Below are 23364 nucleotides of genomic sequence, written 5' to 3'. Positions count from 1 at the left end.
TTAATCAACCTATATATGGGCAATTCGGTACCAATCTGTAAAAAATGCGGTCAAATAGTTAAATTCTGAGGAAACTTCCAAATCAGGAATTGAGCAATGTAATATATCCTCTGGGAATTTTTGGAAACAAAGAGTCTTTTTGACAGCCTCAGCTACTTTTTTTTCTAAGTCTTTCGGAATATCCGTAGAGCTAACTATTTGATTTGTTGAATCCTCCCTTTCCAACAAAACTAGATGGTAGAATGGAACAAACATACTTAGATAAAGAACAATTACCTTTTTTGATTCTGCATTAGACTGCAATAATAGTTCTATTTCATAACAGGGAGTGTTGTTAGGCGTTCCATTAAATATCAAACTTAAATGTCCGATACTACCGTTCTTTATCTCATCAATAAGAGGTTTTAGCTCACCCTTAAAATTCTTCCAATTATTGTGTAGCAATATATAATTTCCATATTCCCTCGTCTTTTGATAGGAATCATCTGATTCATGCAAAAATTTCGGGTAATAATAATACGCGACTGAATTAAGAATATTTTTAAATATTTTCATTTAAATAGTTTTAATTACATCTGTCCGTAAAAAAAGTGGTTGTAACATAATTGGTTACTGATCCGTTAAACGTACTTACAGGTGGGGTAAAACTGGCACTTCCTCCGTTGATGTAAGAACCATTTCTAAACTCGTCCCTGATATACTCCCATAGTTTAGATCGAACTTGAGAACTTGAACCATGAGTAGCTAGAAAATATGCGGTTGCCCTACTATGCGCACTTAAAAGTGCTTTGGCACTTAATTCAGCACCTCTACCTCCGGTCAAATTTCCTGCAGTTGCATGATATCTGGGTATTGTAAAATAAATCGGTTGGGTAAAAAGAACTTCTGAGGTTCGATAATCACCTGTGGTTTGGTTATAATATGCCACCTTAAACGAAATGTTTTTGACTGCCGCTGTTTGAGTGTTATTAATACCTTGGCTATAATTAAAACTCTTACAACTTGGAGGAATCTCTCTTTTAGGATTCACCGGAAGAACCACCGTCCCTTCCGGACAATTGCTAGGTTCTCCCCTCCCCTCTAAATTACCATTTTTTTGGTGAGATTTTGTGGGTTTTCTCTTGGGCATATGGAAACGACCAACACCCACACTTACACTACCCTTGCTTCTAGGGCTATAACTTATGGAAATATGGGTACGCCCATAACTAATGGAAGGCCCCTTGGAAGGGGCGCCTACAGAACTGGATCCACCACCATTACCACCGCGACTACCGCCCGTATTTCTGTTATTGGAACGTGTATAGCGCTTTGGACTTATATCCTTAAAACAAGGTGGGGCATCCCCTGCCCTAGCATTTAACCCGCCTATAGGTGCAAAATCGCTTAAGGAATAAATAGATATAAGTCCGTCGAACTCCTTTTCATCATCCAAGGCATAGGTAAATACATCCCCAGTTTCAAAAACGTATTCTACCACAAAGGGCGCAATGGGTTGGCCGTCTTCGCGCTGCGTTACCACAAGGTTGTAAAAAACATTGGGCAAAGGGTCGTCCACATTAATCTGCAAAGCGTAACTGGCGTTCCCTGCACTATCCAATGCCTTTAGGATATCTTCCGGATTTATCCAGAATTTGGAATCGCCTTTTTCCTCCCTAGACCATGCCAGTGCTTTTTTTCCGCTAGCTATAGTAATGGCAGTAGTTATCTCCGGTATGGTGTTTAAGGTCACTGGCTCTACCCTCACATTTATGCCATCGGTTTCGGGAACGGATTCCAATTGCAAATTATCTTCATGCGTACAGGCTAAAAAAAGGAATTGAAAAGCGAGGAACGCTGCCTTAAATGTGGATTTTTTCATGTAAAAATTAAGATTTGAGTTAGCATAAGTGGGTCATCAAATATAATTATTATACTTATAATATTAAGTTTTAGTAGTATTATTTTATAATTTATGTAAATAATTTCATATGGAAATGCTGTATCTAGAAGCTGGTTTATCTAAGAAACTAGCTGTATTTTTGTAGACGCTATGCAGAACTTGTAGCGGAAAAGAAGTGATGGAATCGGAAATCGATAAAAAAATAATACTCTTTGATGGGGTCTGTAATCTGTGCAATGGTGCAATACAGTTTATCATTAAGCGAGATAAACATGATACCTTTCGGTATGCGGCCCTGCAAAGCGAAATTGGCCAACAATTAGTTAACGATCGCAAAATAGATACCTCCAAGGTAGATTCCATTATCCTAATAGCCCCGGGTGTGGCCTACTACACCAAATCCGACGCAGCTTTAAAAATAGGAAAGGAATTTGGCGGAGGCTGGAAGTTGTTGGGCATTTTTGAGGGTATCCCCCATACTATAAGGGATTGGTTTTATGACATCATTGCAAAAAACCGCTATGCCTGGTTTGGTAAAAAAGATGCCTGTATGATTCCAACGCCAGAGCTAAAGGCCAAGTTTTTGGGATAATTACGAAAGTAGACCACATAGAAGCAACCTCTACATAAGTTTATCATCCTTTTACTGTAATCTTTGTGCTATGAAAAGTAAACTCTTGGCTTTTGTACTCTGTTGTATAGGCTTCCTCTTTGGGTGTAACAGCGACGATAGTATTAATCTACCCTTAGAAGTGTTCACTGCCGAATGGCATGTGAGCAATATTAGTGGTGGGCTTGCCGGAATAAATGACGATTATGTCCAAGGCACTATTATTTGGTCTTTTACCCCAGATAGTGGTACGCTTGAAGTGGAAAACAATAACAATACCGACACTATTTATGACGGCCTGCCTTCAGGGACTTATGAATATTCCATTCTAGATGTGGATGGGGAACTTTTTATGATTATCGACAATCAAGAATTTGGAGGTATAGCATCTACCACCAATTCACTTACCATAGACCAAAACCAAACCTCTAACGGTAGCGGTGCGGACGGGTTTATTCTGCAATTCAGGTAGAAGGGAATAAACTATTTTAAATTGTTCAAAATAAAATCCAAAGTACTGTTTTGGTTCAAGTTTTGAGAATAACTTAAGTTTTTATGGGTAATATCGTTTGCCAATCCAAGGGCAACGAGTTTTTTTATAATATCCTCATACTCCAAAGTAACTTTACCCATGAGCATCGTATCCATGTCTTGACCTTGTTTATAACGTTTAAATATTTTTCGGAGTCCACTGAGATATAATCTGTCCTTGGTGAAACCACCACCTCTATGTGCCCTTAGCGTAATACTGAATGCTTCTTCCCTATTTAATTTGTATTGGTTATGTATTAAATCGAAGGTGTCGGAAAAGCTATAACCTTTGATTAAACTATCTGAGGCTAAAACCCTATAAGACAATTCTTTAAGTCGTTTTAATGTTAAAGCCGATCCCATATATTCGCTAAAGACGGCCAACCCTTCTTGGGTCTCTACATTGGTAGGAAAACCGTTGGAAAATATCTTAAGTGGTTGTTGCAAACCGTTATAGGTAGTCACCAAATGGACGCCAATTTCATGATGCGCCAGAGTAAGTAGTTGGTTTTTACTGAACTTAACATTCTTTTTAATTAGCATGGTACGCGAAATATTGCTTACCATGGCATCGGCAGCAATATTGGTAGAAAAACGTATGTGCAAGGGAAAATCATATTGTTTGGCAAAGTCTTCAAAATACGCTTTTGCCTCATCGGGCGTATATATCTTTTCCATATCCCCGGTGGCAGGTTCATCCTCATAGTGCAATATAAACTTGGCGTTATGTACGTCCTTTTCGGTAGGGGTTCCGTAGATCCTAAGGGAATTGTAGTAGAATTTCTTCTCCTCACCTATGGTTTCTATGCACTGTATCATATTGGCATAGTAATAAATAATATCCTGATAAAGCGCTCGGATCTGGTCGTCCTTAATACGTTCCAACCGTTGCGAGAAGAACAGCCTATGAAGTTTATAGGGGTCAAATTTTAGTTTGGGATACTTAAATATGGGAGCTTCCCTGTATTTAGAGGCAAAAAACCGATGTTTCTCCTTTTCAATGTTCAAAGGGTTAACATAGCTCAACAACTCTATTCGTTTTACCAAACGATCTAAGTTTGCATCTATTTCAAACAAATCCTTATACGTCTCCTCAATGCTCAGGGTGTTCTCTTCCTCAACCATAACCCATTATCTAAATTCGTTTACCTGTAGTGGTATTAAGTCTTTTAATTGTTCTTCTACGGCACGTACCACTTCCGGGTATAGTATGCCAGTCTCTTCATTGCAATAGACTTTTGCAATCTCCGTGGCCAATACCAAGGTATTATCGAAGTGCTTTGTAATATACTTCAAAAAGTAACCATTGCCCATAAAGGTGTCGTTGATTTTTGAGCTCGATTTTACATCCCCTGGCAACTGCATGCTACCCAACTTATTGCTCCACGCCTGCGCCAAACCCCCAAAACGCTGGTTGTCTAGATTGGCTGTACCCAAATTCCAAGTTGGCACTTCCCTGTTCCATCGTTTCCAGTTATAACTATGCATATCAAAAACCAGGGCCTTCCCATATTTGTTTTCGATCTGAGATACCAGTGCATGTACCACGGTATAAAAAGCCTTGTGCTTTTCTAAGCTTAGGGTACGCTCTTCTTCCTTTAAAGGGGTCTTCCAAAGTTGTTTGCCCCAGGCATCGGTATAAATGGCCGTTTCCGGAGCCCTGTTAAGGTCGTATTCGAACCTACTATCACAACCGGCTATTACTATGGGGTGTGATTGCACCATTTCTTTGGTACAAGGGTCTTCCTCGTACCAGCGATCGTACTCGCTGTGCAAGCAATTTTCCCATAACGATTTTCTAAATTGATGTCCATCGTGTACGGCCCCGCAGATATAGGGGGCATAATCTGCTATCTTGATGGTAAACGCGTAATCTTGGGAAACGGCTTCGAAGCATGTTTCCGATTGTATACGCGAAATTATATCTGAAATGGAAAGCCTAAGCATTGTCTACCTCGCTACGTAATCTAGACCGTCTATCGAAAGCCTTTAGTTGATCTAGCACCTTACTTTCAACAAAATCGATGACCTTGGACTGTATTTTGGTCTTGTAAACTTTATTCATGTAAGTAACGCCACCAGGAGACATTACATTTACCTCAACCAATTTACCCCCAATTACATCTATGCCCACAAAGAACAAACCGTCCTTTACCAACTTTGGACCTATTTGCTTGCAAAGTGCTTTTTCCTGTTTGGTCAATTGATGTTTGGCTACGGAACCACCTGCAGATACGTTAGACCTATGATCGTCCGACCCGGGTACCCTTTTCATGGCACCAATGGCCTCGCCGTTCAACAATAAAATACGAACATCTCCCTGATCCGCTCCTTCAATGTATTCTTGAAGTATAACGTAATTAGAACTTCCATCTGAATTAGTTACATAAAAATCTAATAACGATTTTATGTTAGACATCGCAGACCTTTCAATTAATATCACACCAGAGCCCCCAAAACCATTGAGCGGTTTCAAAATCATCTTATCCGCGGTAGATTCCTTGATCTGCCTTACCAGGTAATTCTTGTTTTTGGATACATGGGTCGCCGGAATAATATTGCTGTGCGAATCCCCAAAAGCAGCCGTATACAATTTATTGTTGGCCTCTCGTAAACCTTGAATCGAATTTACAATGAACACATCGTCCTTAACAGAGTCCAGAAAATTTAACATTATAGGGTCTAAAGGCGGGTTGGCCCGCATAAATATTACATCAAAACCCGCTAGCGGAAGCATCTCTTCCCTAAGGGTGGCCTGTTTGTAAAAGGTTTTTAAATTTCCGGACACTTTCTCCATTCTGCCAATTACCGTACAGAAGGCATTGGTAACGCTATTTCTGATGGTAAGGTTCGCCGGACTGCATAGGGCTACCCCATGATTTCGTTTTACACATTCGTGAATCAAGGCCAAACTAGTATCGTTTTCAGGATCTATCTCCTCCCAGGGATACATTAAAAAACATATATTCATTTTTAAAGACTTTTAATTCTATCTTACTTCGTCTAAATGGTCGTCCCACTCCTTTACATTGGGTTCCCCCAATTTCCCTACCGATTTTGCAACTACCATGGACACCGTGGCATCACCGGTAATATTTACTACGGTACGGCACATATCCAATGGTCTGTCTACCGCAAAAATCAACGCAAGGCCAATAGCCAATTTATCTGCCGGAAAACCGATAGCCTCCAATACAATGACCAACATTACCATACCCGCTCCTGGTACCGCCGCTGAGCCTATAGATGCCAACAAGGCCGTTAGCACAATGGTAAGCTGATCCGCAAATGAAAGATCGAATCCCAAGGCCTGAGAGATAAAAACTGCCGCTACCCCTTGATAAAGGCTGGTGCCATCCATATTTATGGTAGCTCCCACAGGTAATACAAAACTGGTAACTTCCTTGTCTACCCCTATGTGCTCCTCTACCCTTTCCATGGTTACGGGTAGGGTTGCTGCACTGGAGCTGGTGGAAAAGGCCAGCAGTTGGGCCGGACTAATTTCTTTTAAGAACCAAAAAGGGTTTTTCTTGGTATATAGTGATACCACCATCGTATAAAAGAAGATCATTAAAAACAATCCCAGCACCACTACCCCTGTATATTTTAATAGGGCCAAGAGCAAATCGGGGTCGCTAGAGGAAACCACCACATTGGCCAGTAGCGCAAATACGGCTACCGGTGCGGTAAGCATAATAAGATCCACCATTTTCAGCACTACATCATTTAGTGCATCAAAAAATTTCTTCATGGGCTTGGCTTTCTCCTCTCCAATCAAGAGCATGGAAATGCCGAAGATTATAGTAAAGAATATTACTTGGAGCATAAGACTGTTATCACTTAGTGCGCCAAAGGCGTTATCAGGGACCATATCTTCCAAAAACTGTAATGGGCCGCTATCCATTTGTTTGGAAGCCTGTTCTAACTTGGAGGTTACCCCGCTATCATTGGCATAGGTTGCCGTTAGTTTGTCTATGGTATTTTCGGAGATGCCATCCCCTGGTTTCATAATGTTCACAAGTACCAAGCCTATTGTAATCGCCACAACGGTGGTGCCGATGTATATGCCTATAGTTCGCAGTCCAATATTCCTGAATTTTGATATGTCTTTAAGGTCCGATATACCTTTAATCAAAGACGCTAGGATTAAGGGTATGGCGATCAGTTTTAAAAGTTTAACGAAAATGGTACCGAAAGGTTTTATCCAATCCATGACAAATTCCTTGCCCCAACCAATTTGTAGCATGCCATAACCAAACAGCAATCCTACTACCATTCCTATAAGAATCTGCCAGTGCAGTTCTAACTTCCTCATAAAATTTATTTTAGGATAGAAAGATACTATTTTGCGCGGAAAACCACTAAAAAAGGGAATTTTATAATTTGATGGAGCGATTGAGCAGACTATAATCCGCCAAGACCAAGGCAGTCATGGCCTCTACGATGGGTACGGCCCTGGGCACAACGCAGGGGTCGTGACGGCCCTTGCCTATTGTAACTACCTTATTGCCATCACGGTCTATGGTTTCGTATGGCTGTATTATGGTAGCCACGGGCTTAAAAGCTACATTGAAGTAAATATCCATACCGTTGCTAATACCGCCCTGTACGCCGCCGCTATTATTTGTCTTGGTACTGCCATCCGGATTATAGCTATCGTTGTGGGCACTGCCTTTCATTTTAACGCCGTCAAAACCGCTACCGTATTCAAAACCCTTTACGGCGTTTATAGATAGCATGGCCTTCCCCAGTTCTGCATGCAGCTTATCAAAAACCGGTTCACCCAAACCTACGGGTACATGTTGAACCACGCATGTGATAATACCCCCAACCGTATCCCCTTCTTTTCGAATATCTTTTATATAAGCCTCCATTTTAGCTGCCATTTCCGGGTCTGGGCAACGAACGGGGTTAGATTCTACCAAAGAGAGATCCAAGTCTTTATAGCTTTTTTGCAATTTTAGTGTGCCCACTTGGGAAACATAGGCATTGATACGAACATCTTTTAAAAACTGTTTTGCAATGGCCCCGGCCACCACCCTACTGGCAGTCTCCCTTGCAGAACTGCGGCCACCACCACGGTAATCGCGAAAACCGTATTTCTGATCGTATACGTAATCGGCATGTGATGGTCTATAAGAATCCTTGATATGTGAATAGTCCTTGGATTTTTGGTTGGTGTTATGGATGGCAAAACCAATGGGCGTCCCTGTAGTCTTTCCTTCAAAAATTCCGGAATAGAATTCCACGGTATCGGGTTCTTTACGCTGGGTAACTATAGCAGATTGTCCGGGTTTTCTACGATCCAATTCTTTTTGAACCGCTTCTTCGTCAATGATAATCCCAGAAGGACAACCGTCTAAAACACCGCCGATGGCAACCCCATGAGATTCTCCAAAAGTAGTTAGTTTAAAAAGGTTTCCGAATGTGTTGCCGGCCATAGCGTTAAATTTCGTCCAAAGGTAAATGTTAAATCAGCTAAAACCAAAATTACCTAAGCCATAATGGTGGCTTAACAAATGCTCTACGGCCTTAATGCAATCTTAACCTTATACTCATTAAATCTTGATTTCAATTTTACCATCAATTTATACCCATGGGTTTATTTTGTATCCTAAACGTACTGCATTGAAAAAACGTAAAATTGACTTAGTCGTTATTTCGGATGTTCATTTGGGAACCTATGGCTGCCATGCCGAAGAGCTCATTGCATATCTAAACAGCATACAACCAAAAAAACTGATACTCAATGGCGATATCATTGATATTTGGCAGTTTAGCAAGCGTTACTTTCCTGCATCGCATTTAAAGGTGCTAAAGAAGGTCATAGGAATGGCCTCCAATGGTACAGAGGTGCATTATATTACCGGAAACCACGATGAGATGTTACGCAAATTCAGTAATACCTCCATGGGTAATTTTAACATTGAAGATAAGTTAACCTTAGACCTGGATGGTAGAAAAGCCTGGTTTTTTCATGGTGATGTTTTTGATGTCTCCATACAAAATGCCAAATGGTTGGCCAGATTAGGCGGCTATGGGTATAATATGCTGATCCTTATAAACAGGCTGGTAAATTGGGTACTTTCCAAACTGGGCCGGGAACGTTATTCCCTTTCCAAAAAAATAAAGGACAGTGTTAAAAGGGCCGTAAAATTCATCAATAACTTTGAAAAGACCGCTGCGGACCTTGCCATAGAGAATGGTTACGACTATGTGATCTGCGGACATATCCATCAACCAAAAAAAGAGGTCTATTCCAATAAAAATGGCAAATGCACCTATTTAAATTCTGGTGATTGGGTAGAGAATCTTACCGCCTTGGAGTACTCGTTTAAACGCTGGAAAATTTATCGTTATAACCACGACAAACTTTCTCCCTTCTTTGCCGATGAGGATTTAAAGCAGATGGATATGAACGATCTTATTGCCTCCATTACAGCTATGAAGGCATCCAAAGACAAAGAATCAATCGATTAGCGCCTGTTTTAGAATGGATATTGGCGCCATTGCCTTTCTACCCGTACCATCATGGATCTGATGCCTACAACTTGTGCCATTGGCCGCAATAATAACATCTGCAGCGGCCTTACGAACTGCCGGAAACAGTTTTAGCTCACCCACCTGCATACTAAGTTCGTAATGTTCCTTTTCGTAACCGAAGGATCCGGCCATACCACAGCATCCAGAACTAATAATGGAGACTTGGTAATTTTTGGGCAGATTTAGTATATCAAAAGTTACCTTCTGATTGGATAAGGCTTTTTGATGGCAGTGATTATGTATTTTGACCGTTTTGGCGACAGTGGTAAAACTTGTTGCTTCTATTTCGCCTGTTTCTATGGCATGGACCAAAAATTCCTCGATAAGAAAAGCATTTTGTGCAATGGCATGTGCCATTTCCTTATCATTGGTAAAACGCTTGTACTCGTCCCTAAAGGTAAGTACGGCAGAAGGTTCCAGACCCACTACAGGCAGCCCTAAGTCGGCATACTCTTTTAGGGCCTTCATGTTATCCGTTGCAATTTTTTTTGCCTCTTTTAAAAACCCTTTGGAAATAAAAGTACGTCCGCTTTCGGCATAATACAGCTGTACATCGTAACCCAAACGCACCAAAAGCTCAATGGCATCCTTGCCTAAATCTATATCGAGGTAATTGGTGAATTCATCAATATACAATACAACCTTTTTATTAGTTGTATTATGTTTATTTTTAAAGTTTTGTAAGTGTTCATCAAAATTAAAACTTGAAACTAAGGGAAGCTGGCGTTCTACTGCAACACCCGAAGTTTTTTTAACCAAATTACCCAGTATTTTGGATTTATAAACGGCATTGGTAATGCCCGATACTTTGCTTGCCAATTTATTCATCCGTGTACTATGCGCAAAGAGTTTGCTCCTAAAACTGTATCCGTTGGTTTCTTGATATTGATATAAGAATTCGGCTTTTAGGGCGGCAATATCCACATTACTTGGGCATTCGCTGGCACAAGCTTTGCAACTAAGGCATAGATCGAAGACTTCTTTCAATTCCTTTTGGTCAAAGGCATTGGCAGTATCCGCATGTGTTAAAAACTCCCGAAGCGCATTGGCCCTGCCCCTGGTAGTGTCTCTTTCGTTTTTGGTGGCATGGTAACTTGGACACATCCCCCCGGACATATGGTGCGTTTTTCTACAGTCGCCACTACCGTTGCACTTTTCCGCCGCTTTAAGTATGCCCTCACTATCATCAAAATCCATCAATGTGCTTATCACTGGCTCTTCACGGTCTATTTCATAGCGCAAAGATTCGTCCATAGGATATGCATCTACAATCTTCCCTGGATTAAAAATACCATTTGGGTCAAAATAAGATTTTATACGCCTAAGTAATTCGTAGTTGGTATTTCCAATCATTAAGGGGATAAACTCGGCCCTAACAATACCATCTCCATGTTCACCGCTAAAGGAGCCTTTGTATTTTTTGGTAAGCTTGGCCACATCGGTTGTAATATTTCTAAAAAGACTTACGTCTTCGGACTTCTTTAGGTTTAAGATGGGACGTAAATGCAGTTCTCCTGCACCGGCATGCGCGTAATAAACCGCCTGTTGTCCGTAGTTCTTCATTATTTGGGAGAATTCCCCAATAAAATCTTTCAAATCTTTAAGCGCTACTGCGGTGTCCTCTATACAGGCCACTGCTTTACGGTCCCCGACCATATTTCCCAAAAGTCCCAGCCCCGCTTTGCGAAGTTCTATGGCCTTATTGATATCGTCACCCTTTAAAACCGGACTGGCATAGCTGTTTCCGGAATTCTTAATGGTATCCAACAATTTTTCGATTTGTTGATCCAAGGAGTTTTCATCATCAGCCTTTACTTCCAACATAAGAATGGCTGCAGGGTCTCCTTCAACAAAAAACCTATTGGCAAGTTGGGTGCGATTATTCTTGGTACAATCCAAGATCACCTTGTCCATCATCTCACAGAGATGTAAACTATGTTGCATAACCGGATACACATCACTTAAACAATCCTCCAAGGTTTTATAGTGCGTGGCTACCATGGCAGAAAACTTTGGGGGTGTGGTATTTAATTGTAGGGTTATTTCGGTAGTAAATGCCAGGGTACCTTCACTTCCGCTGAGTAGTTTACATAAATTTATTTCTTCATTTGAAGACCCAAAAACCGAATTCTTAAGTAATTCATCTACGGCATATCCGGTATTTCGCCTATGGATCTCCGGTCTTGGAAATTCTTTTATTATTTCTTCCTTTACATCATTGGATGATAGCTCTTTATGTATATTTTTATATAGTTTTCCTTCAAAACTTTCCAAAGCTATTTTTTGATGAAAAGCCGTATCGGAAAGCGCATTGAACAGCACTTCACTGCCATCTGAAAGTATGGTCTTCATAGCCACCACTTTATCGCGGGTAACTCCGTATTGTATTGATGTGGTCCCAGAAGAATTGTTACCCACCATACCCCCTATCATACACCTGTTGGCCGTTGAGGTATTGGGACCAAAAAAAAGGCCGTAAGGTGCCAAATACTGATTCAGCTCGTCTCTTACCACCCCAGGTTGTACGGTAATTTGCTTTTTGGATTCATCCAAATGCAGAATTTTGGTGAAATGCTTGGAAACGTCCACAACAATTCCCTCACCCACGCATTGTCCGGCCAGTGAAGTTCCGGCGGTTCTAGGAATAAGGCCAATTTTGTTTTCTACGGCAAAATGCACAAGTTTCTTTATGTCCGCCGTAGTTTTCGGGTAGCATACCCCTAAAGGTATTTTTCTGTACACCGAGGCGTCCGTAGCGTATAATGTTGTAGTTAATTTGTCGAAGTGTAGGGTACCATCAAGGCTATTCTGTAGGTCTTTTAGTAAAATTTTATCCAACTTTGAACAATTTTGACCGCTAAAATAAGTTTTTATTAACTGAACATTACTATCATCAAATCAATTTTAATACAAAAAACAGAACCTTATGAAGATTTTAAAAGTATTGACAACATTCCTGGTTTTTGCGACCGTATCAGTTGGGGCCCAAGAAATATCGGACCATGCGCTGGGTTTGCGCTTAGGGGATAGCGATGGCTTTGGTGCCGAAATCTCCTATCAAAAATCCATTGCTCGATACAACCGTTTGGAAGTGAACCTTGGTTGGAGGGATAACAGAAATTTTGACGCCTTTAAACTGAGTGGTTTGTACCAATGGGTACATACTATTGATGGCGATTTTAACTGGTACTACGGCCTAGGGGGCGGACTGGGAAATGTAGACTTTGAACCAATCCCCAATGGAGATGATCCGGATGGGGGACTTTTTGTCTTTGCAGCCGGAAACATTGGTGTAGAATACAATTTTGATTTTCCATTATTACTTTCTTTGGATTTTAGACCGGAAATAGGTTTAGTGGGTTATGACGATTTTTCGGATAACTTTGATTTTGACATTGCCTTGGGTATTCGTTATCAGTTCTAAGCGCATTTACCATAAAATTTAAAAGCCCCTGACTAACATTTGTTAAGGGCTTTTTTTTGTATTTATATATAAGTACCTTTGGTTTTCTAAATTAAATGATAATGAAAAGAATATTGTTGGTCTTAGTGGCAATTATAGCACTGACCTCTTGTAATAGTACCCCCGAAGGTTTTAGCATAGCAGGCACGCTAAGCGGTGACCTTGAAGATGGGACCCTGGTTTTTCTTAAAACCACCGATGGCAAAAATACCCTTGTTGAAGTAGATACCGCTACCGTGGCGGAAGGTAAGTTTGCGTTTACAGGAACCGCCACAGCCCCGGAGCTTCACTATTTGTTTGTTGATAAGCTTAGAGGGAATATTCCTGTGGTATTAGAAAACGGTGAGATAAAAATAAGCGCTCAAAAAGACAGTCTGGGCTATGCAAAAATAAAAGGAACAGTACAAAATGATCTATTTGCGACCTATCTGAAAGATTCACGTGCGCTTTCAAGCAAGGCCCAATCCATAAACGAAGATATGAGGGCGGCCAGTCTTGCCAGGGACACCAGCAGTATGACATCCTTGCGCGATGAATACTTTGAACTTCAGGAAGAAGCAAAAAATTATGAATTGGACTACGTAAAAAATAATCCAAATGCGTTGATTTCCGCGCTAATCATAGATAAGGTACTTACTACCAAATCGTTACCAGAAAACGAAGTCCAGGAAATGTTCGATGCCCTAACGCAGGAGATCAAAGACACACAGGTAGGACAAGACATTAAGGAAAAATTGGAAAAAAGTAAAAGTACCGCTATCGGTGCAAAAGCCCCAAACTTTTCTGCCCCTACCCCTACGGGTGAAAACTTGGCTTTGAATGAAGTTTTGGGGAAAGTGACGATTTTGGACTTTTGGGCAGCCTGGTGCAAACCCTGTCGCGCAGAAAACCCGAATGTGGTTAAAGTTTACAACAAATATCACGATAAAGGCCTTAACATTCTCGGTGTTTCCTTGGATAAGCGCGCTGAAGATTGGAAAAAGGCAATTATTGATGACGGTCTGGTATGGAACCATGTGTCCAATGTGGATTATTTTGACGAGATCGCCAGTTTGTATGGTGTAAATGCCATACCGGCAACCTTCATTTTGGATGAAAACGGTACCATCATAGCAAAAAATCTTCGTGGTCCGGCCTTAGAGGAAAAAATTGCGGAATTATTGCAATAAAAAAAAGCCCGGAAAGTAATGTCCGGGCTTTTTATTTTTTATGTGTTCTTAAAATTTATCGCGCACATCATCAAAATTACCGGTAACCGTGGTTACACCGTTGCGCACTACCGATCCGAAAATATTTACGACCGAATCCTCACCTAAAAATTCTAGGGTAGCACCGTCGTTCACTATTAAGTCTCCATAAATGGTAAGATTACCTTCAATTCTAACAGTGCCTCCATCATTTACAACAACGTTTCTACGTCTATTGTTCCTGCCAACTACAAAAGTACCGTTCATTTCAAATAGTGCATTGCTGTTGATGTTTGCTGCTTGCCTAACGGTCCAAGACCCACAAAGAAGTAAAGATCCGTTCACATTAAAATCATTAAACCTCTTAGATCCCCTATATGCAAGATCATCACCTTGATTTACGTTTAAGTTAGAACTGCCAGAATAAGCAGCAAGCGTTGCGCAGGTTGCTGCCAAACTCTCCGATGGCCTGTTCAGTTTAATTATCTGTAACCCTTCTTTCCCCGAGGCTGCAAAGACATAATCGTCCTTGGACTCTACATAATTAATGGATCCTTCTAGTTCTATAATACCTACCAAGTCCGCATTGTTACCGTTATCTTCGGATAAACAAAGCCCTGCTCCTCCATTGGCCATTAATATTACTTCTTTGTTGGAAGCCACCGCATTGGTTACCACATCCGAATCGTCTACTCCTTCCGGGTCGATTAAAATAGGTATGTATTCCAATAAACTTCCAGAAGAAAAACTATATACCCCGGCCCCTTTGGACCCTTCCGAAACAATAATTTTATCTCCGTTAAAATCTATAGTCTTTTTGGTGGCAATTCCAAAATCGGAATCGATTGCAATTTCCTTTATCAATTGGTAGTTGGCATCCAAAACACTTATTCCTGTACTGGCATTTAAGAGCGCTATGGTATTATTGTTTATGTCCAACGATCTTAGATCATCGTAAGGAATCTCGTTTTCAATGCTCATATCGCTTTTATTGTACACGGTCAACGAGCCATCTTTTCCACTTGTGGACAGTACCCTGGAACCCTCTACGCGTACATCATTGGCATTAAACCCTTGTTGAAAGCCATAGGTAATACCTGCACTTGTATTTAGCCTACCATTGGATACCACTATTTTGGCTATAAAAGAATTAGAGGTTGCACGTACTGAAGTTTCTGCATTTACGCCACCGGCTGCATAAACATAACCATTTTCGTATTTAATGGAATTGATATCCGCATTTAGATAGAACAGTCTTGAGGTAACCCTAGGACTATTGGGGTTACTTATATTGATTACATCTATGGCACCAAAATAGGCTTCTCCTACACTGTTATAGGCCACATAGGCGTAATCACCATCTACATCTACATGGGAGGCTGTTAAAGAGTTATTGCCGCGATATGAAGGCGGAGTAACTTGCGCAACCAACGTTAGGGGATAATCACCTGCATCACCAGGCTTACCGGTGCCGGCACCTTTGTTGGCTAGTGTTTCTTCATCCAAGATATCGAGTACCCCCGATTTATCGTATGAAATGGCGCTTTGAAGCTTTGCTTCGCTATTCTCTAATATTACATCCTCTTGAAGATCATCTTTGAAAACCGTAGTTTCATCACTACAGGAAAATAGAAAGGCCATGGAAGCCAAAAACAGTTGGGAAACTCGTTTCATTATAAGTAGTTTTAGTTTTGTACTCTTTGGATTTGGTTAAGCGGGAACGGCAAAAAGCACATAATAGTACTTCTTAGTGGGACGTTTTTCGATGAACTACCACATAAGTAAGAATAGTCTTATTTTACAAGTAAGTTAAAATCTAAATTGTAAGTGAAATTAGATTTTTCCCGCCTTTGCAAGGACAAAAAGAATAAGGATTGGCAACGCAAGTAAAATTACCATTAGGGTATCCGAAAAGATAAGATCTGGTTTAAATAATAGCGTGGTAGCATACCCGCCGATAGCACCACCAAAGTGTGCCGTATGCCCAATATTGCCCAATCTGCTTTTCATGCCGTAGATAGAATATAACAGATAGCCTATTCCTAAAATATAGGCAGGAACGGGAATGGGTATAAACATTAACCCCAGTTGCATGTTGGGTTGCAATAATATGGCAGCATACAGAATTCCGGTGACCGCACCACTTGCACCTACCGCGCTATAATAAGGTTCTTGCTTATGAAAAAAAAGTGCTAACAGGCTTCCTGCGATCAGACTTATAAAATAAATGATCACAAATTTGGAAGGCCCAAACCAGTTGATGACCACATCGGCAAAAAAATATAAGGTGAACATGTTGAAGAACAGGTGTGTTATATCAACATGCAAAAACCCGGAAGTTACCATACGTTCTTTCTGGCCTGCTTGTATGGCTCCAATACCAAACTTATATCGCTCAAAAAATAAGTCGTCGCTAAATCCTTTCAGGGACACTAAAACATTGGCGGCGATTATCAGAATCGTAGCCAGATGCAAATCCATCATAGATATAAGGTTTGGTGCCAAATATAGCTATATTTGTGCAAATTCTGCTCAGGAACAATGCAACTAATCGTATATATTTTGGCGTATCCTTTATTGTGGATTATCTCCAAATTACCCCATAGAATTTTCTATTCATTTTCTGATTTTATTTGTTTTTGGGTCTATTCTGTTGCCGGCTACCGAAAAAAGGTGGTAGACGAAAACCTTCGACTTGCTTTCCCTGAAAAAACGGATAAGGAACTTCACATTATAAAACGAAAATTTTATAGCCATCTGATCGATACGTTTTTGGAAATGGTAAAGACCATGGACCTCTCCAAGGAAGATGTTAAAAAAAAATACACGATTAGTAATATTGAGGTATTGCAAGAATTGGAAAAGACAAAAAGCGTGCTGTTGGTCTGTTCCCACTACGCCAATTGGGAATGGAACGTAAGCATTAACAACTATGTAAATTCCAAGGGGTATGCCGTATATCAAAAGATTGAAAATAAATACTTTGAGGCCCTGGTTAAAAAGATTCGTAGCCGTTGGAACACCACACCAATAACCCAACAAGATACCGTGAAAACGGTGATGCGAAACAAGCAAAACAATGTCATAGGAGTTTTTGGCATGGTAAGCGACCAATCTCCCATGGTATCCAAAGCGCAGTATTGGAGTAAATTTATGGGGATTAAAGTACCAGTCTTCACAGGGGCGGAAGCCTTGGCAAGAAAATTGGACCTGGCCGTGGTTTTCCTCAAAGTATCCAAAGTAAAAAGAGGGTATTACAATGCTGAATTTATCCCAATTACCGAATCGGGGGCAAACACTGAAGAACGGGAAATAACAGATCGTTTTCTAAGGGAGACCGAAAAGCAGATTGAAGAAGCCCCAGAATATTATCTATGGTCTCACCGCCGTTGGAAACACCGCCACAAAGTGCCCCAAGAATTTCAGTAAAAACTACAATCCGGCTACCTCTTTTATTTCTTTGATTATCCTATCTGCCAGGGCATCGGCTTCTGCCTGACTTGGAGCTTCGGTATATATTCTAATGATAGGTTCCGTATTGGATTTTCTAAGATGCACCCAGTTATCGGGAAAATCTATTTTTACCCCATCCACGGTGCTTACTTCCTCTTCCTTATATTTTTCTTCCATTTGGGTTAAAATGGCGTCTACATCTAGTCCGGGAGTAAGTTGAATTTTCTTTTTGCTCATAAAATAAGCAGGATAGCTATCCCTAAGTTCGCGTACCGTTCCTCCACGCTCCGCCATCAACATTAAGAAAAGAGCGGTACCTACCAAGGAATCCCTACCGTAGTGACTTTCGGGATAAATAATACCGCCATTACCCTCTCCGCCGATAATGGCATTGTTTTCCTTCATTTTTATTACCACGTTAACCTCGCCTACCGCAGCTGCCTCATAAGACCCTCCATGTTTTTGCGTAATATCGCGTAAAGCCCTGGATGAGGAAAGATTGGAAACTGTGTTACCTTTCGTTTTACCTAACACGTAATCCGCACAAGCTACCAAGGTATATTCTTCCCCAAACATTTCTCCATCATTGGAAATAAATGCCAAACGATCCACATCTGGATCTACCACGATTCCAAAATCTGCGTTTTCCTTTACTACCAGGTCGCAAATATCCGTTAGATGTTCCTTAAGAGGTTCTGGGTTGTGAGGAAAATGTCCGGTAGGATCACAATATAATTCCACCACTTCTACCCCAAGAGCCTTCAGTAATTTGGGGATGGCAATACCGCCGGTAGAGTTAACACCATCTACCACCACCTTAAACTGGGCAGCTTTTATAGTATCTGCATCTACCAGGGAAAGATTTAGTACCTCTCGGATATGGATATCTATATACGAATCGTTCCGAGTTATACTACCCAGATTATCTACCTCGCAAAAACTAAACGATTCTTTTTCGGCAAGTTCCAAAATTACCGCTCCTTGGGAGGCATCTAGAAACTCTCCCTTATTATTAAGTAGCTTTAGGGCATTCCATTGCTTTGGGTTATGGCTGGCCGTAAGGATAATACCGCCATCTGCCTTTTCCATGGGTACGGCAATTTCTACCGTGGGGGTGGTAGAAAGACCTAAATCTATAACATCTATACCAAGACCAACTAAGGTAGACACAACCAGGTTCTGTATCATTTCTCCTGAGAGTCGCGCATCCCTGCCGATTACAACGGTAAGATCTTCCTTTGCCATATAGTTTTTAAGCCATGTGCCATAGGCCGCGGCAAATTTTACAGCATCAATGGGTGTTAGGTTATCACCGGGCTGCCCCCCTATTGTTCCACGTATACCTGATATTGATTTGATAAGTGTCATGCGCTATTCTAAAAAGTTTTTGCAAATATACACGTATACACATTATCTTCTACCGCATATTTGTAAATTCGATCCTCATAATACAACTAAGGATTCTATGAACTTTCTGGCGCATATCTATCTATCTTTTGGAGATGATGAAGTTACCCTGGGTAATTTCATCGCGGATAGTATTCGAGGAAATAAATACACACACCTGCCCCCGAAAGTTCAGACCGGAATTTTACTACATCGGGAAATAGACACCTTTACCGACGCGCATGCCACAGTTAGAAAAAGCACCAAAAGGCTCCATAAAAATTATAGCCATTATAGCGGTGTAATCGTTGATATATTTTATGACCATTTTTTGGCCAAAAACTGGAGTACCTATTCCGAAGTGCCTTTGCTAGATTTTGTAGACCGATTTTATGATCTCCTGGAAGACAACTATACCATTTTGCCGGATAACATTAAGCGTATGATGCCCTATATGATAGCCGACAATTGGATATACAACTATTCTAAAATGGAAGGAATCTCTAGAGTGTTAAACGGAATGAACCGAAGGACCAAGAACAAATCCAAAATGAATTTTGCCATATTGGACCTAGAAGAGCACTATGATAAGTTTGAAGACGAGTTCTCCTCTTTTTTTGATGAATTGATTATCTTTTCCAAACAAAAATATATTACTCTATGCGAAAAATTACCGTAGTACTTGCTTTTTTATTACTATTTGTCGATTGTAAAAAACAACCGGCAGCCCCCACCGGATTAGTAACCGAAAAGGCTATGGTAGTCTCGGCAAGAGAGGAAGCATCCAAAATTGGTGTTGAGATTCTAGAAAAGGGAGGCAATGCCTTCGATGCCATGGTGGCCACCGAAATGGCCTTGGCAGTGGCTTATCCCTTTGCCGGTAATTTAGGCGGGGGCGGGTTTATGGTCTATAGGCAAAATAACGGTGATATCGGTGGGTTAGACTATAGGGAGAAAGCTCCTTTAGCCGCCCATAAGGATATGTACCTAGATTCTTTGGGTAATGTAATACCTGGTAAAAGTACGTTGGGAGCAACTTCAGTAGGTGTTCCTGGAGCCGTGGCGGGGGTCTTTGAAGTACACGAAAAATTTGGTTCCCTGTCCATAGCTGAAATATTTGAACCGGTAATACAACTGGCAGAAAGAGGTGTTGTGGTTACAAAAAAGCAAGCAGACCGGTTAGCTAAATACCGAGAGCTTATTGTAGGTGTAAGTGGAGACAGTACGCTATTTGCAAAAGATTTCGTAGCTGGCGATACCATAAAATATCCGGCCCTGGCAACTACCTTAAGGAAAATTGTTGAAAAAGGTAAAGATGGCTTCTACAAAGGCGAAACTGCCGAAACCTTGGCGGCGTTCATACAAGAAAAGGGAGGCTATGTAACGGTGGAGGATCTGGCCGGTTATCAAGCCGTTTGGAGACAACCCATCGTTTTTGATTATAGGGACCTAAGAATTGTATCCATGAGCCCACCCAGCAGCGGTGGTGTAACCATGCACCAAATCTTTAAAATGATGGAACCCTATGACGTTTCCGATTTTGGGCACAATTCGGCCAAGACCGTGCAGCTGTTTACCGAAGCGGCAAGGCGGGCCTATGCAGATCGAAATTATTATTTGGGCGACCCCGATTTTGTAGATATCCCTTTAGATGTTTTGCTTAGCAAAGGCTACTTGGAAGAGAGAATGACGGGCTTCTCTTTTGAGAAAGCCACAAAATCCTCCGAAATAAAGGAAGGCAGTATCCAAATTGTAGAAAGTGCGGAAACGACCCACTACTCCATTGTGGATGCAGAGGGTAATGCCATTTCCGCTACCACTACCTTAAACGGAGCCTATGGTTCTAAACTATACTGCGATGAACTTGGGTTTTTTCTCAATAATGAGATGGACGATTTTAGTGCCAAACCCGGAGAGCCAAATATGTTTGGCCTTGTGGGTGCTGAAGCCAATAGTATAGCTCCACAAAAAAGGATGTTGAGTAGTATGACCCCCACAATTGTAGAAAAAGACGGACAACTTTCAATGGTGGTAGGGACCCCAGGAGGGTCTACCATTATTACTGCTGTGGCCCAAACCATTTTAAACACTTATGAGTTTAACATGAGCATGCAAGAAGCCGTTAATGCCCCAAGATTTCATCATCAGTGGCTACCAGACCACATAACTTTTGAACCCGATGGTTTTGATGATGCCCTTAAGGCCAATCTGGTAGCCAAAGGATATATAATTAATGAAAAACGAACACCAATTATGGGTAAGGTAGACGCAATCAGGGTATTACCGGATGGTAAATTAGAAGGTGGGGCAGACAAACGTGGTGATGATACCGCCGTTGGTTATTAACATTAATCCTATAAAGAACCGTCTATCTAGTTCTTTACCTGTTTAAACTGACTTTTTAATTCTTCCATGGATTCCTGCAACTGTTTAAGCAGTCCCTTCTCCGTAGTTGCATCTACTCCAAAGGTAATTTTGCTACTTACCTGCCATAGTTCTTGGATAGCATGCCGTTCGATCTCATAGGGAGGATACGTTTCGTTCAAAGAGATCAATGCTATGTTGGCGGTATTGGGCGACTTCTCTAGCTTCTTTACCAAAACGGCATCCTGTAGCACAACCACATACATTTTATTGGTACTTATATCATCAATATCTTCCACAGCTTTTGCCAAGACCCACTCCCCTGGTTTTAGGTTGGGCAACATACTGTCGCCTTCTACCTGGAAACCTCTATAGGTGGCATTCCTAAACTCTGGCAAGGGTAAGTCAAAAGCGGGTAATTGCTGATACCAACTTGTATCTTGTATATTTTGAGGGTAACCGGCAGCGGCCTTGGCATTCACAAGTACCATATTTTCATTTTCGGAGGTATCCACGGTTACCACTTTCGGAATTACACTGGTATTGGTGGTATTTACGTATTGTTGACTACTATCGCCAAAGAGCCAAAGCGGGTTTATTTTAAACTGTTTCAACAGTTCCGCCACTACTTTGCCAGAAAGTTTGGTACGTCCGCGTTCTATATCTGCGGTTGTAGTGGAAATACCCAACAACTTGGCAAAATCGGACTGGGTATGCCCCAACTCCCTGCGTATCTCCGTAAATCTCTTTGCAACTATGTCCGTTTCATCTTGCATACTGTCTAAATATTAAATGATGTAATATGGAAAATATCCATACTGTTGATGTCAAATATAGTCAATTTGGAGTATTTCCAAAAAAAATCTTGGATTATTTCCATAATTGGGATTATTTCCATAATTTTGGAATTATTACAAATTCATGTTATGATAATCGATCACTTAAACAGCAAATTAAACGATTGGGCCCATGCCGGGATGGAGGATTTATACACCATTGATCCCAAGATCAAAAGAAAGTTTAACAGAAAACGACTAGGCCAAAGCACTGTCAAAGAATTTGTAGTGACCGATAGGGACAGAAAAAATGGAGTACAACTTAGTTTATTTATTTAATTATGAACGATCCAAAGAACTTAATCTATGACGGAAGCTTCAACGGTTTTCTAACCGCGGTTTTTACGGCCTTCGACAATAACTTAAATGTTGTTGGCATTCAAAAAAACTCCGAAACCCAACGGGGGCTCTTTGCCGATACCGAAACAATTTTTACGGACATCGATAAAGCAAAACGAGTGTGGAATGGTATAAGTATGAAGAGCAATGTGGCCATTAAGAGTATTTATTTTTCATTTCTAAGTGAGACCAGAGGGATTGAACTCCTACTCTTTCGCTATATAAAAAACATGTTTTCAAACAAGCCCGTCCAACTGCATAATTGGGAAGAGAATACCAATAAAATAGATTACCTCACCAAATTGGTAGGTCGCGAAAAAGGCAGAACCGAAGCAAGTATACGTTTTCACCCCACACCCGATGGTATCCAATTTGTTGCACTGAGTCCGGATTTTAATATTCTACCACTGATTAGTAAATACTTTAAATCCAACATGAAGGGGCAGCCTTGGGTTATTTATGACGTTAGAAGAAAGTACGGGCTTTATTATAACCTACGCACAATAGAAATGATATCGCTTCACCCACATAACATGGCCACAAAAAGTAGTTTAAAAAATATGGGGACGGACAGTCTAAACCATAGTTCCGATAATCTTTGGAACAGCTATTTTAAAACCACCCCAATAATGTCCGCCTTAAGTAGAAAACTACAAGAATCGGAGGCTCCTGCAAAACGATGGGGCTATTTTAATCAAAAAGCCGCGGTTTAATAAATCGGGACTAAGGCTACTTCGTTTTTAGACCTCAAAATCGTACCTTTGCGGTTT

22 protein-coding genes are annotated in these 23364 nt (G+C 40.9%); 10 read left to right on the top strand and 12 right to left on the bottom strand.

The genetic code is table 11. The annotated features are described in order from the left end of the window. Nucleotides 1-9 precede the first annotated feature (9 nt). Complete coding sequence (locus ACEQ81_RS09435) at nucleotides 10-555, bottom strand: hypothetical protein (RefSeq protein ID WP_411030633.1); 546 nt, start codon at nucleotides 553-555, stop codon at nucleotides 10-12. A 10-nt stretch (nucleotides 556-565) separates the two neighbouring features. Further along, the gene (locus ACEQ81_RS09430) at nucleotides 566-1861 is read right to left on the bottom strand and encodes a hypothetical protein (RefSeq protein WP_411030632.1); all 1296 of its coding nucleotides are present in this window, start codon (nucleotides 1859-1861) and stop codon (nucleotides 566-568) included. A gap of 199 nt (nucleotides 1862-2060) precedes the next feature. Here ACEQ81_RS09430 and ACEQ81_RS09425 point away from each other — a divergent pair, with 199 nt between their 5' ends. Continuing rightward, nucleotides 2061-2474: a thiol-disulfide oxidoreductase DCC family protein gene (locus ACEQ81_RS09425; RefSeq protein ID WP_411030631.1), complete on the top strand. Its 414-nt coding sequence runs from the start codon at nucleotides 2061-2063 to the stop codon at nucleotides 2472-2474. Nucleotides 2475-2544: 70 nt separating this feature from the next. Further along, on the top strand, nucleotides 2545-2964 hold the full coding sequence (locus tag ACEQ81_RS09420; protein ID WP_411030630.1) for a hypothetical protein: 420 nt from the start codon (nucleotides 2545-2547) through the stop codon (nucleotides 2962-2964). 11 nt (nucleotides 2965-2975) lie between these two features. Here ACEQ81_RS09420 and ACEQ81_RS09415 read toward each other — a convergent pair whose 3' ends face one another. The 5 genes from ACEQ81_RS09415 to aroC all read right to left on the bottom strand — a co-directional run bounded on the left by ACEQ81_RS09415 (nucleotide 2976) and on the right by aroC (nucleotide 8464). Then, the gene (locus ACEQ81_RS09415; RefSeq protein ID WP_411030629.1) at nucleotides 2976-4148 is read right to left on the bottom strand and encodes a flavohemoglobin expression-modulating QEGLA motif protein; all 1173 of its coding nucleotides are present in this window, start codon (nucleotides 4146-4148) and stop codon (nucleotides 2976-2978) included. 6 nt (nucleotides 4149-4154) lie between these two features. Then, on the bottom strand, nucleotides 4155-4970 hold the full coding sequence (locus tag ACEQ81_RS09410) for an N-formylglutamate amidohydrolase (RefSeq protein ID WP_411030628.1): 816 nt from the start codon (nucleotides 4968-4970) through the stop codon (nucleotides 4155-4157). Then, the gene (gene gshB / locus ACEQ81_RS09405) at nucleotides 4963-5994 is read right to left on the bottom strand and encodes a glutathione synthase (RefSeq protein WP_411030627.1); all 1032 of its coding nucleotides are present in this window, start codon (nucleotides 5992-5994) and stop codon (nucleotides 4963-4965) included. Before gshB ends, ACEQ81_RS09410 begins: the two co-directional genes overlap by 8 nt. Nucleotides 5995-6012: 18 nt before the next feature. Further along, a complete protein-coding gene (locus tag ACEQ81_RS09400; protein ID WP_411030626.1) occupies nucleotides 6013-7338 on the bottom strand; it encodes a dicarboxylate/amino acid:cation symporter in 1326 nt (441 codons plus the stop codon). A gap of 61 nt (nucleotides 7339-7399) precedes the next feature. Beyond that, nucleotides 7400-8464 (bottom strand): chorismate synthase, encoded by a 1065-nt coding sequence (aroC, locus tag ACEQ81_RS09395; protein ID WP_411030625.1) that lies wholly within the window; start codon nucleotides 8462-8464, stop codon nucleotides 7400-7402. A 187-nt stretch (nucleotides 8465-8651) separates the two neighbouring features. Between aroC and ACEQ81_RS09390 the strand changes: the two genes are divergently transcribed. Next, complete coding sequence (locus tag ACEQ81_RS09390; protein WP_411030624.1) at nucleotides 8652-9503, top strand: UDP-2,3-diacylglucosamine diphosphatase; 852 nt, start codon at nucleotides 8652-8654, stop codon at nucleotides 9501-9503. Here the strand turns inward: ACEQ81_RS09390 and ACEQ81_RS09385 are convergent. Continuing rightward, complete coding sequence (locus ACEQ81_RS09385; protein WP_411030623.1) at nucleotides 9492-12404, bottom strand: FAD-binding and (Fe-S)-binding domain-containing protein; 2913 nt, start codon at nucleotides 12402-12404, stop codon at nucleotides 9492-9494. The two genes, ACEQ81_RS09390 and ACEQ81_RS09385, sit on opposite strands and share 12 nt — an antisense overlap. Before the next feature lie 88 nt (nucleotides 12405-12492). On the opposite strand from ACEQ81_RS09385, the gene ACEQ81_RS09380 reads away from it, so the two are divergent. Both ACEQ81_RS09380 and ACEQ81_RS09375 read left to right on the top strand, forming a co-directional pair. After that, nucleotides 12493-12990 (top strand): hypothetical protein, encoded by a 498-nt coding sequence (locus tag ACEQ81_RS09380; RefSeq protein ID WP_411030622.1) that lies wholly within the window; start codon nucleotides 12493-12495, stop codon nucleotides 12988-12990. Between the two features lie 101 nt (nucleotides 12991-13091). After that, the gene (locus ACEQ81_RS09375) at nucleotides 13092-14198 is read left to right on the top strand and encodes a redoxin domain-containing protein (RefSeq protein ID WP_411030621.1); all 1107 of its coding nucleotides are present in this window, start codon (nucleotides 13092-13094) and stop codon (nucleotides 14196-14198) included. 48 nt (nucleotides 14199-14246) lie between these two features. On the opposite strand, the gene ACEQ81_RS09370 is transcribed toward ACEQ81_RS09375, so the two are convergent. Together ACEQ81_RS09370 and ACEQ81_RS09365 are read right to left on the bottom strand one after the other, a co-directional pair. Further along, entirely contained in the window at nucleotides 14247-15890 is a 1644-nt protein-coding gene (locus ACEQ81_RS09370; RefSeq protein WP_411030620.1) for a hypothetical protein, read from the bottom strand. A gap of 159 nt (nucleotides 15891-16049) precedes the next feature. Further along, complete coding sequence (locus ACEQ81_RS09365; protein WP_411031039.1) at nucleotides 16050-16697, bottom strand: rhomboid family intramembrane serine protease; 648 nt, start codon at nucleotides 16695-16697, stop codon at nucleotides 16050-16052. A 60-nt stretch (nucleotides 16698-16757) separates the two neighbouring features. Between ACEQ81_RS09365 and ACEQ81_RS09360 the strand changes: the two genes are divergently transcribed. Then, nucleotides 16758-17645: a lysophospholipid acyltransferase family protein gene (locus ACEQ81_RS09360; protein WP_411030619.1), complete on the top strand. Its 888-nt coding sequence runs from the start codon at nucleotides 16758-16760 to the stop codon at nucleotides 17643-17645. A gap of 3 nt (nucleotides 17646-17648) precedes the next feature. On the opposite strand, the gene glmM is transcribed toward ACEQ81_RS09360, so the two are convergent. Next, nucleotides 17649-19037, bottom strand: a complete 1389-nt coding sequence (gene glmM / locus ACEQ81_RS09355; RefSeq protein WP_411030618.1) for a phosphoglucosamine mutase — start codon at nucleotides 19035-19037, stop codon at nucleotides 17649-17651. A gap of 97 nt (nucleotides 19038-19134) precedes the next feature. Here glmM and ACEQ81_RS09350 point away from each other — a divergent pair, with 97 nt between their 5' ends. Together ACEQ81_RS09350 and ggt are read left to right on the top strand one after the other, a co-directional pair. After that, entirely contained in the window at nucleotides 19135-19734 is a 600-nt protein-coding gene (locus tag ACEQ81_RS09350; RefSeq protein WP_411030617.1) for an ACP phosphodiesterase, read from the top strand. Further along, entirely contained in the window at nucleotides 19716-21401 is a 1686-nt protein-coding gene (gene ggt / locus ACEQ81_RS09345) for a gamma-glutamyltransferase (protein WP_411030616.1), read from the top strand. Before ACEQ81_RS09350 ends, ggt begins: the two co-directional genes overlap by 19 nt. A gap of 26 nt (nucleotides 21402-21427) precedes the next feature. Here the strand turns inward: ggt and ACEQ81_RS09340 are convergent, their stop codons facing one another. Further along, nucleotides 21428-22195 carry an XRE family transcriptional regulator gene (locus tag ACEQ81_RS09340; protein ID WP_411030615.1) on the bottom strand — a complete coding sequence of 256 codons (768 nt, stop codon included), beginning with the start codon at nucleotides 22193-22195 and terminating at the stop codon, nucleotides 21428-21430. Between the two features lie 48 nt (nucleotides 22196-22243). Between ACEQ81_RS09340 and ACEQ81_RS09335 the strand changes: the two genes are divergently transcribed. Beyond that, nucleotides 22244-22534: a hypothetical protein gene (locus tag ACEQ81_RS09335; RefSeq protein WP_411030614.1), complete on the top strand. Its 291-nt coding sequence runs from the start codon at nucleotides 22244-22246 to the stop codon at nucleotides 22532-22534. Between the two features lie 2 nt (nucleotides 22535-22536). After that, nucleotides 22537-23307, top strand: a complete 771-nt coding sequence (locus tag ACEQ81_RS09330) for a TIGR03915 family putative DNA repair protein (protein ID WP_411030613.1) — start codon at nucleotides 22537-22539, stop codon at nucleotides 23305-23307. Nucleotides 23308-23364 lie beyond the last annotated feature (57 nt).

This window comes from Spongiimicrobium sp. 3-5 (assembly GCF_046557915.1).
Taxonomy (GTDB): domain Bacteria; phylum Bacteroidota; class Bacteroidia; order Flavobacteriales; family Flavobacteriaceae; genus JBHEBG01.
The sequence above is the reverse complement of the archived record's forward strand: the minus strand, read 5'-3'. Positions and strand labels throughout refer to the sequence as shown.

Bases quoted from the DNA above. Each gene is read 5' to 3' on its own strand.
- ACEQ81_RS09435 (WP_411030633.1), bottom strand. From the start codon at position 555: ATGAAAATATTTAAAAATATTCTTAATTCAGTCGCGTATTATTATTAC.
- ACEQ81_RS09430 (WP_411030632.1), bottom strand. From the start codon at position 1,861: ATGAAAAAATCCACATTTAAGGCAGCGTTCCTCGCTTTTCAATTCCTT.
- ACEQ81_RS09425 (WP_411030631.1), top strand. From the start codon at position 2,061: ATGGAATCGGAAATCGATAAAAAAATAATACTCTTTGATGGGGTCTGT.
- ACEQ81_RS09420 (WP_411030630.1), top strand. From the start codon at position 2,545: ATGAAAAGTAAACTCTTGGCTTTTGTACTCTGTTGTATAGGCTTCCTC.
- ACEQ81_RS09415 (WP_411030629.1), bottom strand. From the start codon at position 4,148: ATGGTTGAGGAAGAGAACACCCTGAGCATTGAGGAGACGTATAAGGAT.
- ACEQ81_RS09410 (WP_411030628.1), bottom strand. From the start codon at position 4,970: ATGCTTAGGCTTTCCATTTCAGATATAATTTCGCGTATACAATCGGAA.
- gshB (WP_411030627.1), bottom strand. From the start codon at position 5,994: ATGAATATATGTTTTTTAATGTATCCCTGGGAGGAGATAGATCCTGAA.
- ACEQ81_RS09400 (WP_411030626.1), bottom strand. From the start codon at position 7,338: ATGAGGAAGTTAGAACTGCACTGGCAGATTCTTATAGGAATGGTAGTA.
- aroC (WP_411030625.1), bottom strand. From the start codon at position 8,464: ATGGCCGGCAACACATTCGGAAACCTTTTTAAACTAACTACTTTTGGA.
- ACEQ81_RS09380 (WP_411030622.1), top strand. From the start codon at position 12,493: ATGAAGATTTTAAAAGTATTGACAACATTCCTGGTTTTTGCGACCGTA.
- ACEQ81_RS09375 (WP_411030621.1), top strand. From the start codon at position 13,092: ATGAAAAGAATATTGTTGGTCTTAGTGGCAATTATAGCACTGACCTCT.
- ACEQ81_RS09370 (WP_411030620.1), bottom strand. From the start codon at position 15,890: ATGAAACGAGTTTCCCAACTGTTTTTGGCTTCCATGGCCTTTCTATTT.
- ACEQ81_RS09365 (WP_411031039.1), bottom strand. From the start codon at position 16,697: ATGGATTTGCATCTGGCTACGATTCTGATAATCGCCGCCAATGTTTTA.
- ACEQ81_RS09360 (WP_411030619.1), top strand. From the start codon at position 16,758: ATGCAACTAATCGTATATATTTTGGCGTATCCTTTATTGTGGATTATC.
- glmM (WP_411030618.1), bottom strand. From the start codon at position 19,037: ATGACACTTATCAAATCAATATCAGGTATACGTGGAACAATAGGGGGG.
- ACEQ81_RS09350 (WP_411030617.1), top strand. From the start codon at position 19,135: ATGAACTTTCTGGCGCATATCTATCTATCTTTTGGAGATGATGAAGTT.
- ggt (WP_411030616.1), top strand. From the start codon at position 19,716: ATGCGAAAAATTACCGTAGTACTTGCTTTTTTATTACTATTTGTCGAT.
- ACEQ81_RS09340 (WP_411030615.1), bottom strand. From the start codon at position 22,195: ATGCAAGATGAAACGGACATAGTTGCAAAGAGATTTACGGAGATACGC.
- ACEQ81_RS09335 (WP_411030614.1), top strand. From the start codon at position 22,244: ATGTCAAATATAGTCAATTTGGAGTATTTCCAAAAAAAATCTTGGATT.
- ACEQ81_RS09330 (WP_411030613.1), top strand. From the start codon at position 22,537: ATGAACGATCCAAAGAACTTAATCTATGACGGAAGCTTCAACGGTTTT.